General features: G+C 72.6%; 9 protein-coding genes. 6 read left to right on the top strand and 3 right to left on the bottom strand.

Annotated features, from left to right (window positions below; translation table 11 throughout):
- Window positions 1–31: 31 nt before the first annotated feature.
- Entirely contained in the window at window positions 32–1669 is a 1638-nt protein-coding gene (locus tag WME96_RS41005; RefSeq protein WP_437286975.1) for a hypothetical protein, read from the top strand.
- Window positions 1670–1700: 31 nt separating this feature from the next.
- Here the strand turns inward: WME96_RS41005 and WME96_RS41000 are convergent, their stop codons facing one another.
- Complete coding sequence (locus WME96_RS41000) at window positions 1701–2411, bottom strand: hypothetical protein (RefSeq protein WP_437286974.1); 711 nt, start codon at window positions 2409–2411, stop codon at window positions 1701–1703.
- Between the two features lie 183 nt (window positions 2412–2594).
- Between WME96_RS41000 and WME96_RS40995 the strand changes: the two genes are divergently transcribed.
- Window positions 2595–3284 (top strand): HAD family hydrolase, encoded by a 690-nt coding sequence (locus WME96_RS40995; protein ID WP_437286973.1) that lies wholly within the window; start codon window positions 2595–2597, stop codon window positions 3282–3284.
- Window positions 3285–3357: 73 nt separating this feature from the next.
- Here WME96_RS40995 and WME96_RS40990 read toward each other — a convergent pair whose 3' ends face one another.
- Window positions 3358–5175, bottom strand: a complete 1818-nt coding sequence (locus WME96_RS40990) for a right-handed parallel beta-helix repeat-containing protein (RefSeq protein ID WP_437286972.1) — start codon at window positions 5173–5175, stop codon at window positions 3358–3360.
- Between the two features lie 339 nt (window positions 5176–5514).
- Here WME96_RS40990 and WME96_RS40985 point away from each other — a divergent pair, with 339 nt between their 5' ends.
- The 4 genes from WME96_RS40985 (at window position 5515) to WME96_RS40970 (ending at window position 9250) form a co-directional block, all read left to right on the top strand.
- The gene (locus WME96_RS40985) at window positions 5515–6078 is read left to right on the top strand and encodes a hypothetical protein (protein WP_437286971.1); all 564 of its coding nucleotides are present in this window, start codon (window positions 5515–5517) and stop codon (window positions 6076–6078) included.
- A gap of 184 nt (window positions 6079–6262) precedes the next feature.
- On the top strand, window positions 6263–7369 hold the full coding sequence (locus tag WME96_RS40980) for a M50 family metallopeptidase (protein WP_437286970.1): 1107 nt from the start codon (window positions 6263–6265) through the stop codon (window positions 7367–7369).
- 10 nt (window positions 7370–7379) lie between these two features.
- A complete protein-coding gene (locus WME96_RS40975; RefSeq protein ID WP_437286969.1) occupies window positions 7380–8414 on the top strand; it encodes a hypothetical protein in 1035 nt (344 codons plus the stop codon).
- A 119-nt stretch (window positions 8415–8533) separates the two neighbouring features.
- On the top strand, window positions 8534–9250 hold the full coding sequence (locus WME96_RS40970) for a hypothetical protein (protein WP_437286968.1): 717 nt from the start codon (window positions 8534–8536) through the stop codon (window positions 9248–9250).
- A gap of 97 nt (window positions 9251–9347) precedes the next feature.
- Here the strand turns inward: WME96_RS40970 and WME96_RS40965 are convergent, their stop codons facing one another.
- The gene (locus tag WME96_RS40965; protein WP_437286967.1) at window positions 9348–13661 is read right to left on the bottom strand and encodes a hypothetical protein; all 4314 of its coding nucleotides are present in this window, start codon (window positions 13659–13661) and stop codon (window positions 9348–9350) included.
- Window positions 13662–13684: the final 23 nt, after the last annotated feature.

Below are 13684 nucleotides of genomic sequence, written 5' to 3'. Positions count from 1 at the left end.
GCCTGCGCGTCATCGCTCTACGATGGCGCGCATGAAGACACGTACGTTGCTGCGATGCCTCGCCGGCCTCGGCGTCGTGGCGGTATCCGGTTGCGGTCTGGTGCTCGGGCTGGACGACTTCAAGGACGCCGGACCGGTTGACGGCGCGACGTCGACCGGGACCGGCGGGGGGCCGGCGTGCGAGCCGGAGAGCGTGGCCGAGTGCTACTCCGGTCCTCCCGAGACGAAGGACGTCGGGATCTGCCGGGCCGGGACGCAGGCGTGCAAGCAGGATGGCTCCGGGTACGAGGCGTGTGTGGAGGAGGTGACGCCGGCGGCGGAGACCTGCGCGAGCACGGAGGACGAGGACTGCGACGGGAAGGATTGCGAAGTATGGGCGCTGTCGTTCGGTGGTGAGCTGCGAGACGAGCCCACGGGTCTCGCGATGGACTCGTCTGGGAACTCGTACGTTGTCGGTGAGTTCTCTGGTCGAATCGACGTGAGTGGCGCCGTGCTGTCGACGACGGCGGGAAAGAACATTTTTCTCATCAAAATAGGCCCAGACGGTAAGCTTCTATGGGCCAGGCAGTATGGTGTCGCTGATGGCTCTGAAGCGGTGCTTCAGCTGCCCTCGGCGATCGTGCTTGACCGAGGTGGGAATGTGTTCATGGCCGGCTTTTCGTCTGAGCCGTTCAGCTTGGGAGGGGACCTCATCGATCGTGGCCACTTCGTGGCCAAGCTTGACCCGAATGGGCAGCACGTCTGGAGCAAGCACCTGACGGGCGCCTGCTTGCTCGCTCGCGTTCCATCGCTGGCGACGACAGCTCAAGGAGATCTGTTGGTCACAGGCTCTTTCTGCGGCTCGATCGACCTTGGCGATGGTGCGATCCCATCACAGGGTTCAGACGTGGACGTATTCTTGGCCAAGCTCAGTGGCTCCGACGGGTCAGGCAGCCGAAGCGACGGCTTCTGGGGTAAGGCGTTCGGCGGCGAAGGTGCACAGCTTGGCTCCAAGGTGATGGTCGATCCCGCCGGCAACATCTGGCTCGCGGGAAATTACGCAAAAAGCATAGATTTTGGTCTGGGAAGTCTACCACCCGCCGAGCGGATGGATGCGTACGTGGTGAAATTCTCCTCGGATGGAGCAGCGGTGTCCGATGCGTCGTTCCACGGCTCCGGCATTCAGACGGTCACAGGCGCTGCCCTGGATGAGCTGGGTGGGCCGCTGCTGGCGGTGGCATTCGATGGATCTGTAAACACCGGTGCCGGTACCTTCGTGTCCGATGGATCGGACTCCTATCTTATCAAGTTGAGCAGTCAGGCGACTTACCAGTGGGCCAAGTTGTTCGGTGGCGCTGGTGGTTATGACGGTGGAGAGCTCGCCTACGATCGCTCCGGCGACGTGTTCTTTTCTGGAGCCTTCGATGGGGACATGTCGATCGGTGGCGAAGAGCTCTCTGCGTCCGGAGACTCCAGCGATATATTTGTGGTGAAGCTCACGCGGCTGGGTCAGCCACTGTGGAGTCGGCGGTTCGGCAGCCCTGAAGGAGACCGGGCGTTCGCCATCAGAAGTGACGCTCTTGGAAATCCGGTGATTGTGGGAACGGTGTGGGAGACAGTCGACTTCGGCGGCGGCGCGCTCGCGACGAACGGCGGTGCAGATGTGTTCGTCGCGAAGCTCTCGCCGTAACGCCGCATCCGCGCGTGCGAGCCCGAGCTCGCTACATCCCCGGTTGATTGCAGGGATCAGCGACGGCACCACAGCTATCGCTGCAATCCGTGCAGGCGCAGGCATAGACGGCTTCAGCCATCTCCGCTGCGTCAGGGTACCTTGCGTTGCAGTCGCTGAAGCACTCTGGCTGCGGATCGCTCTCCATGCATGTCCGTGCGCAGCCAAGCCAAAGCAGGCACGCGCCGTCGTCCGCACAGGCGTTCAGACAGCCGTTCTGTCCCGCGCAGCTCAGGCACTCCACGCCGCTGCCTCCCCCTTCTGTGCCCTGGCACTCGCTCAGGCAGTCGGCGAGCTCTGGGTCGACGGCATCGCTTGAGATCGACTGGATCTGCTCGCACGACGCATCGAGCACGCACTGGGCGCTGCACTCCGCGGCCGGGTCTGCGCAGTCGAACGTGAGGACGCTGCACACCGGAACCATGCACTCCTCTGCCTTCTCGCAGGCCTGATCGCACACGGTGTCGCTGCCGGAGCCGCCGCCATCGCCCCCAGCTCCGCTCGACGTCGTGGCCGCCGACGTCGTCGTCGCCGAGGTCGTGGTCGTGGCTGCCGTCGTGCTGCTCGTCGTTCCCCCGCTGCCGGCCCCGCCGCTCCCCCCGGTCCCGCCGGGGTTCTCCGTTGTCTCGCCCGAGCAGGCCGCAAGCGCCGCGCCCGCGGCCACGCAGAACACGAATACAAGAGAAGAAGTCCTGTTGCGCATCTCCGCTCTCCTTCAGGGCACGCCGCGCCCGTTCCGCCGCGTTACTCCAACGCCGCGCGATCGTTCGCCTACCTCATTCCCCCCGCAAGATTTTTTTCTCACACCCGCGCGCCCCGTCGCCTGCGTCCCCACCACCCCGGCGCCGGTTGGCACCGCGCCCCGGCTCGGCTACCCACCCGCCCCATGCCCGGTCTGCCCCCTGCCGCGCTCATCTTCGATATGGATGGCCTCCTCGTGGACTCCGAGCCGCTCTGGCTCCAGGTCGTGCAGGCCTTCTGCCGCGCGCGCGGCTTCACCTGGACCAAGGAGCACCACGCCGGCTGCGTGGGCGGGGGCTTGCGCGCCACCCTCTCCGCCACCGGCGAGCGCTTCGGGTTCGCCGTCGAGCACGAGCGCGATGTCGCCGCCGTCATCGACGACTTCATCGGCTCCGTCGGTGGCCTCGCGCTCAAGCCCGGCGCCGCCGAGCTGCTCTCCGCGGCCACCTTCGCAGGGCTGCCCACGGCGCTCGCCTCGTCCTCGCCGCACCGGCTCATCGCCGCCGTGCTCGAGCGCTTCGCCCTCCGGCCGCGGTTCCAGGCCGTCGTCTCCGGCGACGACGTCGCCCACCCGAAGCCGGCCCCGGACATCTTCCTCCGCGCCGCGGCCGCGCTCGGCGTGCCCCCGGCCCGGTGCGCCGTGCTCGAGGACTCCCTCGCGGGCGTCACGGCCGGGCGCGCCGCCGGCATGGTCGTCGTGGCCGTCCCCGAGGGCCCCTGGGAAGGCCGTGGCTTCGAGGCGCTCGCCGACGTCTGCCTCCCCAGCCTCGAGCACGCCCACCGCTGGCTCGGCATCGCCGCCCCGGCCGCCGCGACCGCCGCCGGCGATCCCTGACAGGCGCGGCGCCCCCGGACGGCGCCCCCGGACGGCGCCGCCGCCGCGCGCGCCGCGGCCCGCCGCGACCCCCTCAGCCCCCCGGCGAGAGCGCCCCGAGCTCCGCGCCGTCGCGCTTGTTGCCGAGCAGGTCCCGCGCCGGCATCTCGCGCGCGTCGCCCTGCCCGAGCAGCATCTTCGACGACCGCTTCGGCCTGAAATCCGGGCGGTTCGGGTTGAGCTTCCACCAGCTCCCCTCCAGGACCACCCACGGCTCCTCGCTCGCGCGCACCACCTCCGCCGCGAGCCGCGCGCGCGTGATCCCCGTGATCGCCCGCGTCTCCGGCAGCGCCGCCGCGAGCCGCTTCAGCCCGTCGGGCATGCCGCCGTAGCTCACCTGGGTCACCACGTTGTGCCCGGCGTCGAACCGGTAGATCCCCGTGCTCAGCACCTCGATCGACGACGCCGCGTCGTTCACGAAGATGTTGTTCCGCAGCCGGCAACCCCAGCTCCCGTTGCCGCACTGGAGCGCGGCCCGGCCGCTCGTGTTCATGATCACGGTGTTGTTGCGGATGAGGTTGTTGCGGCAGCCCCAGAGCGGCAGCGCGTCGGGTCCGCTCACCTGCTCCGGAGAGCGCGGGCCGGGCTCCACGTACGCCCGGTCGAACGGGTTCGCGTTGTCCCACTGCGCGATCCCGCTGGCGAGGTTGCCGTAAACGAGGTTGTTCTGGATGAGCGAGTCCGACAGCCCAGCCAGGTTGATCGCCCCGCCGCCGACGCGCCCGTTGCCGTTCATCACGTTCTGCTCGATGATGAAGTTGACGCCGCGGCCGTCCGGAAACCCGTGCTCGCCGAACCTGTCCGTCGCGAGCTTCATCAGCCCCGCGGCCCAGGCGCGGGTCGGCAGCATGGCCGGGTAGCCCCGGAACGACGGGTGCTTCATCACCTCCTCGAGCGACGCCTCCGGATCGAGGTTCGCCTGGAACCCGCCCGCGTTGTTGCCGAAGAACACGTTGCGACGAACCACGTAGTTGTCCGAGCCGTCGGACACGTACGCGCCGTGCTCGCGCGCGGACATCGCGAACAGGTTGTCCTGCAGGAGGACGCTGTGGCTGTCGGTGGAGTGGAACCCCCACATCCGATGGTGATGGGAAAAGTTGCCGACGATGGCGATGTGGTGCGCGAGCCTCCCGGTCTCGCCGAACGCGCCGTCGACCATGATCCCCGCGCGCGGCGAGGCCGCGCTCTGCTTGCCCGGCTCGCTGCTCCCGGCGAGGTTGAAGCCCTCGATCACGACGTGGTGCGCCGTCTTCAGGTAGATCATCCAGCTCGGGTCGGCGGTACACGCCCGGTCGATCACGACCTCGCCCGGGCTCCCCAGGGCCTTGAAGTGGATGTACTTCTCCTGGCCGGCGCTCGGCTTGTCGCCGATAGAGAACCCCGCGTAGGTCCCCGGCAGCACCGCGACGAGGTCGCCGCCGCGGGCCGCGTTCGCGGCCTCCTGGAGCGTCGCGAACGCGCGCGTGACCGGCAGATCCTGCGGCTCGGCCGCGGCGTCCCGCGCGTTCAGGGCGTCCCGCGCGTTTAGATCGAGCGCGGCGACGCGGATCGCGGCGGGGGCCGGCGCGCCGACGACGAGGACGCGCTCGTACCGCCGCTGCAGCTTCAGCGTCTGGCTCACCCACTCGTCGGAGTCCCGCGTCCTCACGAACGGCTCGACGGGCGCCGGCGGCTCCGGCGTCTTGTGGGGGCCAGCCGGAGCGGGCATCTTCTTCTGCGGCGCCGGCGGCTGGGCCGTCTCGTCCGGCGGCGGACCCGCGACCTGGATCGTGGGGCTGCAGGCGAGCGCGGCGACGGCGGCGAGCGCCGAAGCGATGCGCACGCAACCACGGGCCCGCTGGATGACGCTCATCGATCCTCTCCTCTCGACGCTCCGCGAACGCCGCCCCTCCGCGGCACGCGGTCTCATGCGGCGCTGCGCTCTGTTGACCTCTTACCGCGAAGCGCGCGCCTCAGCCAGACGAGCTCGCCCCCGGCGAGAGCCCGCGCACGGCGTGACGCAGGCCACGCGCGCAGCGCGCGGCGGGCCACAGGGCGCCGCGCGTCGTGGGCCACCCCGCGCGGCGCGCCACGAGCCACGGCGCCGGGAGCGCCGCGCGGAGTGCGACACCGCCTTCCAGCGACGGCTTTCATGTGCCCGGCACGTGGCCGTGCGCTTCCTTCGCTGCCGTTCCTTTGGTACGTAGAGCACATGAAAGCGCTCCCCTCGCTCGTGAGTGTCGCTCTCGCCGGCGCCACCCTCCTCACGCTCGCGCCCGAAGCGCAGGCGAACATCAAGAATCCGAACGACCACCCCGACTATGTGGCCGAGCTCGAGCCGCACGCGAACTTCGTCTTCTTGCACCGCGACTACGGCCTGCGGCGGTTCCGGGGCAGGTACGACGGCGTCGGGGACCCGGAGTTCGGCCTCGGCTTCAGGGCCACGATCGAGCTCGCCGATCCGGCGTTCATCCCGCGGCTCAACAACACGGTTGGCATCTCGTTCGGCCTGGATTTCACCAACTGCACGTACTGCCGCCGCGACTTCACCATCTGGAGTCCGGTCACCATGCAGTGGAACTTCTTCTTCAACGATCAGTGGAGCGCGTTCGCCGATATCGGCGGTGTCCTCCGGACCGACGGGTTCTACGACGACGTGTACCTGGACTTCATCACCATGGTCGGCGGCCGGTACCACTTCAACGACGACATCTCGCTGACGATGCGGATCGGCTATCCGTTCTTCAGCTTCGGCGTGTCGTTCTTCACCGGCTGAGCCCACCCCGCCCGTTCTCTGGCCGGACTGAGCCGTCACGGCGCTGCCCTGCGGTCTCGCTGCCCTCCTGCCGGCCGGGGAGCGCCGGCCTCCGCCGTGGGCGGCGGGATCGCGCCGGGGCGGGCGCACGGGGCGGACATCGGGCGCGTGCGGAGGAGGCCCGCCCTGGTTAGACTAGCCGGAGATGGTCGGCTGGTATTTTGTAGGCATCCTCGGTCTCGCCCTGCTGATGGTGGTCCACGAGGCAGGGCACTACTTCGCCGCGCGCGCTTACGGCATGCGCGTCCTGAAGTTCTCGATCGGCTTCGGTCCCACCTTCTTCAAGGTCGTCCCGAAGGACGGGTACTTCTGGTTCACGACCGCCGCGGACAAGATCCGCGTGCGGCTCTGGCGTCACGACCCGGTGAAGCACGGCCCCACCGTGTTCCAGGTCGCGATGATCCCGTTCCTCGCGTACGTCCAGATCGCGGGGATGAACCCGCTCGAGGAGGTCGATCCCGAGGACAAGGGCAGCTACGCGAACGCGAGCCTGGTGGGCCGGATCGCCGCGATCTTCGCCGGTCCTCTCGCGAATTACCTGTTCGCGTCGGTGCTCTTCTTCGCGAGCCTGATGGTGGGCGGCAAGCCCTACCGGTTGACCGACATCGGCGTGGTCGCCGGGATGCCGGCGGCGGCGGCCAACCTGAAGGACGGTGACCGCATCGTCGAGATCGACGGCACCCCGGTCCAGGACTGGGAGAAGATGGCGGAGATCATCTCCAAGAGCCCCGGTCGCCCGCTCGACATCGTCGTGGAGCGCGCAGGCGAGCGCGTCGAGGCCAAGGTCACGCCCGCGAACGAGAACGGCACGGGCAAGATCGGCGTGATGGCGATCGGCGCGGTGCAGTCGGCGCCGGTGACCGTGAAGGAGGCCGCGGTGCTCGCCGTGACGAAGCCGCCGAAGGTCGTGCAGAGCCTGGTGGTCGGGCTCGGCCAGTACCTGACGGGCAAGGTCGACGGGGAGCTCGGGGGCCCGAAGCGGATGATCGAGGAGACCGCGCACGCGGCCAAGCGCGGGTGGGCCGACGGGCTCGAGTTCCTCGGGCTTCTGTCGGCGTACCTCGGCGCCTTCAACCTGATCCCGTTCCCGGCCCTGGACGGCGGCCGCCTGATGTTCCTGTTCTACGAGGCCGCCACGCGGCGCCGGCCGAACGCCCGCATCGAGGCGCACATCCACCTGGTCGGCGTGGTCATGCTGCTCGGGCTCATGCTCTACGTCACGGCGAACGATTTCGGCCTCGGGTCGAAGTAGCGCTCCGCGCGTGGCATCGAGGCGGCCCGCGCGGGTTCCGGCGTCGCCCCGGCGCCGCGCCCGCGCGCCGGCGCGGCGGCTCGCGCACGTGATCTCGCGCCGCTTCGCCCGCGCGGCGGCCTCGCTCTCGCTGCTCGCGCTGGCCGGCTCGCCGGCCTCCGCGCTGGCGGCGCCGCCGGGCTCGGGCGCGTGGTCCGACGAGGAAGACGCCGTCTTCGACGTCCCCGCGCCGCCGACGCTCCCAGGGCTCACGCGGCGCGATCCGACCTTCACCTTCGAGTACACGGCGGCCGTGATCGAGCCCGAGTCGACGAGCCGGGCGAGCGGCAGGACCGCCTTCGCCTGGTACTCGCACGGCGAGATGGAGATGCCGCTCGTCCCCCGGAAATGGTTCGTCGGCGCGGTGCACGACAGCGCCGCCGCGAGCGTCCCGGGGGTCGCGCGATCGATCCTGCTCGGGAGCCCCGAGCTCTACGGGCGGGGCGTCTGGTCGAGCGCGCGCGGGCTCTCCTCGGGCGGCGGCTTCGGCGTCGTGATCCCGGTCCCGCGCGACGTCTCGCCCCAGGAGGCCGAGGTGCTGCGGACCGCGCGTGTGGTGCGGCCGTGGGACGAGACGCGCTTCCGGGATCTCACGCTGACGTTCCGCCCCTGGTTCGACATGCGGCACATCACGGGGCCGTTCATCTTCCAGCTCCGGCAGGGCCTCGACTGGTCGCTGGTCGTGCGCGGCCTCAGGTCCGGCGAGCGGCGCACCGACATCCGGGCGCACACCGCGTTCTACTTCGGCTACCGGATCGCGCGGCCGGTCGGGGTGGGGCTCGAGCTGTGGGAGGTCTACCAGCTCACGGAGGGCCTTCCGGACGACAGGCGCGCGACGTTCGCGATCTCGCCGAGCGTCCGGTTCATCCTGGCGAACGTGCAGCCGGCGCTCAGCGTGCTGCTGCCGATCGCGACCCCGCTGCGCGGCGACGTGGCCTCGTACTACGCGGCGCGGCTCAGCGTCGGGTTCGCCTTCCCGACCGACGATCCTCCGGCGCGCCCGTGAGAGGCGGGCGCGCCTCCGCGCGGGCGCTCCCGGCGGGCACGGCGGCGCGCCGCGGCCGAAGGTGCGGCGGGCTCGTTCGAGTGCGTGCATCCAGCGCGGCTGCTGGGTACCCTGGGCGCGTGGTCAAAGCGGCATGGCTCCGGCGCGGTCTGGTTCTCGCGGCGCTCCTCGGGGCGACAGGCTGCTCGACCCAGCTCGTGAGCCTCAACGAGGGGCCCCGCGAGTACGTGGCGACGGACTACGAGAACGTGCTCCGCGCCTGGACGCGCACGGAGCACCTGTTCGCGCTCTCGGAGCTCGACAACTTCCTCACGGCCACCGCCACGTTCGAGTCGTGGGACTTCCGCTGGGCCTACGTCGCCCGCTACGCGCAGGACTACCGGCTCACGATCGATCAGCGGCAGAAGCTCCTCGAGAAGACGCTCGAGGAGACGCGCCACCATCACCAGTTCTTCGTCGCGATCTTCGGGGGCGAGCGCAAGTACAACGACCTCTCGACGCCGAACAGCGCGTGGATCGTCCGGCTGATCGACGACACCGGCAACGAGACGGCGCCCGAGGAGATCATCGCGATCACCAAGCCGAACGCGCTCGAGCGGACCTACTTCCCGTACAACACGGTGTGGCGGCAGGCGTTCCGCATCCGCTTCCCGCGCGCGACCGCGGAGGGGAGGCTGACGATCTCGCCCGCCGCCAAGTGGTTCGGGCTGCGCTTCGCGGGAGCGCAGGGCAACAGCGAGCTCGTCTGGCAGCTGACGGAGGACGAGGAGCCCGCCGAGCCGGTCGAGCTGGAGCAGGAGGCCGCGCGGCGGCTGCGCTCCGTGGCCGGCCGCTGACCGGCCCGGGGGACCGGCCGAGCCTGCGGCGGGATCAGCGGCGCGAGGCACGACCCGCCGGGGCCTTCAGCCGCGCGAGGCACGACCCGCCGGGCCTTCAGCCGCGCTGAGCGCTCAGCGAGACGGACTGCGCGAGGATGGAGAGCAGCTCCGGCGTGCTCTCGAACAGCTCGCGCAGCACGGGGTGGTCGGCGATGAGCACGAGCGCGCCGCCTCCAGCCGCGCGAGCGATCGACGGCGCCGGCTGGCCTCCGAGCAGCTCGGAGGCGAACAGGAGCTCACCGGGCCGCGCGGCCCCGATGGCCTCGTGCGAGCGCTCGTCGACCAGGTCCAGCGCGCCGGCGCCGATGATGACGAGCCCGGGCATGGGATTGCCGGCGTGGACGAGCTGCTCGCCGGGCACGAGGCCGCGCACGCGGAGCCGGCCCAGGACCCGGCGGAGCAGCGACTCCTCGAGCTCTCCGAGCGGCCCCATCGTGGCTCCAGCGAGCGACTGGATCCGGTCTGCGACGGCGCGCAGCTCATCGACCACCCAGGGGCAGGTGCGGAGCGCGTTGTCGATGGTCTCCTGGTCCCAGATCGCGACCCGCGCGCCGCCTGCGCCGGCGACGACGCGCAGCGGGATCCCGTCCTCGAGCGTGCCGCGCGACGGGACGAGCGCCCTGATGGCGGCGCGCTCGGCCGGCACGTCGACGATGCTCGCGCACACGGCAGCGCTCCCGCTCAGCACCAGCGCCGCCCCGTGGACGGCGAGCTCCTCGTCGGGCGCGAGGTCGTCGACCTGCGCCGCGCGCGCGAGCTCGTCGTGCATCTCCTCGGGCAGGTCGGCGAACGCCTCGATCTGCTCGATGTCGCGGCCGGTGATGACGGCGGACGGCGCGGCGCTGGCGACCGGCGCGGCACCGGCGCCATCCGGCTGCGGTAGATCCGGCGCGATCTCCGGGTCGATGTCGAGCGCCGCGATCGCTCCCTCCGCCGGTGGCGCTTCGGACGGCAGGTCGAGCACCATCGCGGCGAGGTCAACGGCGTCGCCTGCGTCCGGTCCGGGGAGCTCCACCGCGAGCACCTCGGGCGGCGCCGCGGCGGTCCCCGGGCGCGCGTCGCCCGCCGCCGGCGCGCGGGCCGATGCCGGGCGCGGCGGCGGCGGCTCGGCCGCAGGGGCCTGGGCCACAGGGGCCCGGGTCACGGGCGCCTGGATGGCGGGCGTCTCGTCGAGCGCGATGTCGGCCTCGTCGAGCAGCTCTTCTTCCGCCGCGGGCGCGGCGATCGCCTCACCGAGCTCGCGTGGGGGCTGCGCCGGGGCGTTCGCGCCGCCGGAGGCGGGCTCGCCGTGGGCAGGGTCGGCTTTCGCCTGCAGGTCGCCGTCCTGCACCGCCGCCTGGGGTGCTGGCGCCGCGTCGTCGCGCACCGACGGCGGCTGCGCGTCGAGGTCGTGATCGGAGAGCTCGATCACGACGGTTCCCTCGGGCGTCGACGCCGGATCCGACGCTCCTGCGGTCGCAGGGGGCTCGATCGGCTCGTCGCGGATCGAGGACACGACGGCGCCCTTCGGGGGGATGCTGTCTGCCGACGCCCCGAGGTGCCCGGGCGGTTCGCTTCCGGCGGGGGTCGCTGGCCGGGGGCGGGCTGCCGGCGCCGGAGGCGCGGGAGGTCGCGCGGAGATCGGCTTTCGCTTGAGCGTCAGATCGAGCGGCGCAGCCGAGGTGATGACCTCGTCTTCGTCGCCCTCCTGCGGCGTCGAGGGAGGCCGGCGAGCCACGAGGTACGTGTCGCCGCTGGGCGTGATGGTCTCCTGCGGGGGCCGAGGTGGTGCGGCCGCCTCGGCGTCATCGGACCAGGGGTCGAGGATCGGCTCGCGCGGCTTCCGCCTCGATATGGCCGTCCCCGGAGCGGGCGCGGCCGGGCTGGGGCGGGTCGCGGCGGGAGGCGAGGCCTGAGCCTCGACGAGGATCTCGCCGACGTCGTCATCTGCCGCGGGATCCTCGGTGCGCGTCGCAGGGCTCGGGCTCTGCGGCGGCGCTGACGGCGATAGCGGTGCGGCCGAGGGCAGAGCCGCGGCGGGCGGCGGTGACGACGGCGCGACGGTCGTGGCCGGAGGCGGAGGCGCCGCGGGCGGCGGAGGCGCCGCGGGCGGCGGTGACGACGGCGCAACGGGAGCCGACACGGCCGGCACTGCAGGGGCCGAAAGAGCCGGCGCAGCGGCAGGCGGAGGCGCGTTGGGTGGCGGTGGTGCTGCGGGCGGCGCAGGAGGCAGCGCAGCGGACGCCGACAGGGCCGGCGGTGGGGTTGATGGAGGCGGCGCTGGCGGTGCAGCAGGCGCCGACAGAGATGGAGGCGACGCAGCCGATACGGCGGGCGGCGGTGGCGGTGCAGCAGGCGAGGGCGGTTGCGGTGGAGCGGGCACCGGCGGGGACGGCGGCGCTCCAAGCGCTGCCGCCGGCGGCAGCGCTTGGAGCGGCGGCGGAGGCGGAGGCGGCGCGACGGATGCCGGCGCGGCGGGCCGAGGAGGCGGCGCTGCGGAGGTCGACGGGGCGAGCGGCGCCGAGGCAGGCGGCGCGACGGACGCCGCCAAGGACAGCGGCGGCGCGAGGGGCGCTGGCGGCGCTGAGAGCGGCGGCGCGAGGGGCGCAGCGGGCGGACGCGATGCCGACGGCAGGGTGTGCGGTGGAGGTGGCGCCGGCGGCGGCAGCGCCTGCGGATGCGGCGGCGCGACCGGCGGCGGCAATGGCGATGCAGCGGATGCGAGCGTCGAGGGCGGCGGCGGCGCGGCCGGCGGGGGCAGCGCCTGCGGATGCGGCGCGACCGGCGGGGGCAGCGCCTGCGGATGCGGCGCGACCGGCGGGGGCAGCGCCTGCGGGGGTAGCGGCGCGGCCGGCAGGGGAAGCGCCTGCGCATGCGGCGCGACCGGCGGCGGCAGCGCCTGCGCATGCGGCGCGACCGGCGGCGGCAGCGGTGCAGCGTAGGCGACCGTCGAGGGCGGCGGCGCAACCTGCGGCGGCGCGACCGGCGGGGGAAGCGCCTGCGGGGGCGGCGGTGCGACAGGCGGCGTCGCCGCGGTCGCCGGCGCGGCGGGTGGAGGCGGCGGCTGCGGGCGCGGCGGCGCGAAGGTTGGCGGATGCGGCGCCTGCGCATGCGGCACCGGCGGCGGTTGCGGGCGCGGCGGCGCGAAGGTCGGCGGATGAGCCGGCGCCGGCGGAGGCCCGAACGACGGCGGATGCGGCGGCGCTGGCAGTACCCCAGGAGACGGCGGATGGGACGGCGCCGGCGGAGGCCCGAACGACGGCGCTGGCGGAGCCCCGAAGGACGGCGCTGGCGGAGCCCCGAAGGACGGCAAAGGCGGCGCAGACGTCGGGGAAAGGCGAGGCGGAGCCGACGACGGCCGCTGCGATGCGGCGCGCGGCGGGGCCGGCGGCGGCGGCGCGCTCTGCGGCTTCGACTGCGCGGCGAGCCACGGCGGGTCGGCGGCGACCTGCGGCCTGTACGACGGAGCCGCGGACAGCGGAGGCGGCGGCTGGCTCTGATAGAGCGCGCTCGCAGGCTGCGTGGCGGCGAGCGGAGACGCCGGCGGCGGCTGGCTCTGATAGAGCGCGCTGCCCTGGAGGGTGGTCACCCCCGGCGGCGGTGCGGACGGCGCGACCGGCGCCGGCGGCTGGGCGTGCGAGGGATCGAGCCGCTGCGGGTACGCGGCGGGGGGCGGCTGCGAGCGTGGCGCCACAGCCTGCGCCGCCGGCGCGAAGGGCGGCGGCTGAACGGGCGGCGCGGCCTGCGGGATCGGGACGCCCGGAGGCTGCTGCGTCCTTCGTTGCGGCGGGGGCGGCGGCGCGGGCGGCGGGGCGCTGCCCTGCGCGATGCCGGGAAGCGCCGGGGCATACGGCGCGATCGGTCGGGCCGCGGGGGCGGGGGCGTCGTCCGCGGCCGGGTGGATCACCGGCGACGGCCGTGACAGCGGCGGCGGCAGGCGCTCCGACTCGGCGGCCAGCTCCGGCTCCGAGAGCGGCTCGAACATGTCGATCTCGATCGAGGGCATCGAGGCGCGCAGCTCCTCGGTGAGCGAGCGGCGGCGGCGCCAGGTCTGCTCGTCGGAGGGCGGGCCTTCGTCGTCGGTCTCGGTGTCGTCGGACGTCAGGGTCAGCTCGTCGTCCTCGTCGATCGTCTCCAGGAGGTCGGGATCGCTCGGCTGACCGACCTCCGAGGCCATGACCTCCTCGAGCGCGGTCGCGCAGAGCCCGAGCTCCGAGGCGCGGAACGTCTGCCCCGCGGCCCCGGCCGCGTCGGCCGCGCGCCGCAGCCACACGATGGCGTCACGTCGCTCGCCTCGCGCCCACAGCGCGCTGGCCGTGGAGATCCCCCACACGACATCTTCATCGTCATTCGGGTGCGGTTCGGGGAGGGCGACCACGCGGTTCGCCATGAGCAACACCACCTATCACAGGC

Source organism: Sorangium sp. So ce406 (assembly GCF_051474675.1).
Classification (GTDB): Bacteria; Myxococcota_A; Polyangia; order Polyangiales; family Polyangiaceae; genus Sorangium; species Sorangium cellulosum_G.
The sequence above is the reverse complement of the archived record's forward strand: the minus strand, read 5'-3'. Positions and strand labels throughout refer to the sequence as shown.

What these genes read in the sequence shown, in the direction of transcription:
- WME96_RS40985 (WP_437286971.1), top strand. Translation starts at nt 5,515, where the DNA reads ATGAAAGCGCTCCCCTCGCTCGTGAGTGTCGCTCTCGCCGGCGCCACC.
- WME96_RS40995 (WP_437286973.1), top strand. Translation starts at nt 2,595, where the DNA reads ATGCCCGGTCTGCCCCCTGCCGCGCTCATCTTCGATATGGATGGCCTC.
- WME96_RS40980 (WP_437286970.1), top strand. Translation starts at nt 6,263, where the DNA reads ATGGTCGGCTGGTATTTTGTAGGCATCCTCGGTCTCGCCCTGCTGATG.
- WME96_RS41005 (WP_437286975.1), top strand. Translation starts at nt 32, where the DNA reads ATGAAGACACGTACGTTGCTGCGATGCCTCGCCGGCCTCGGCGTCGTG.
- WME96_RS40965 (WP_437286967.1), bottom strand. Translation starts at nt 13,661, where the DNA reads ATGGCGAACCGCGTGGTCGCCCTCCCCGAACCGCACCCGAATGACGAT.
- WME96_RS41000 (WP_437286974.1), bottom strand. Translation starts at nt 2,411, where the DNA reads ATGCGCAACAGGACTTCTTCTCTTGTATTCGTGTTCTGCGTGGCCGCG.
- WME96_RS40990 (WP_437286972.1), bottom strand. Translation starts at nt 5,175, where the DNA reads ATGAGCGTCATCCAGCGGGCCCGTGGTTGCGTGCGCATCGCTTCGGCG.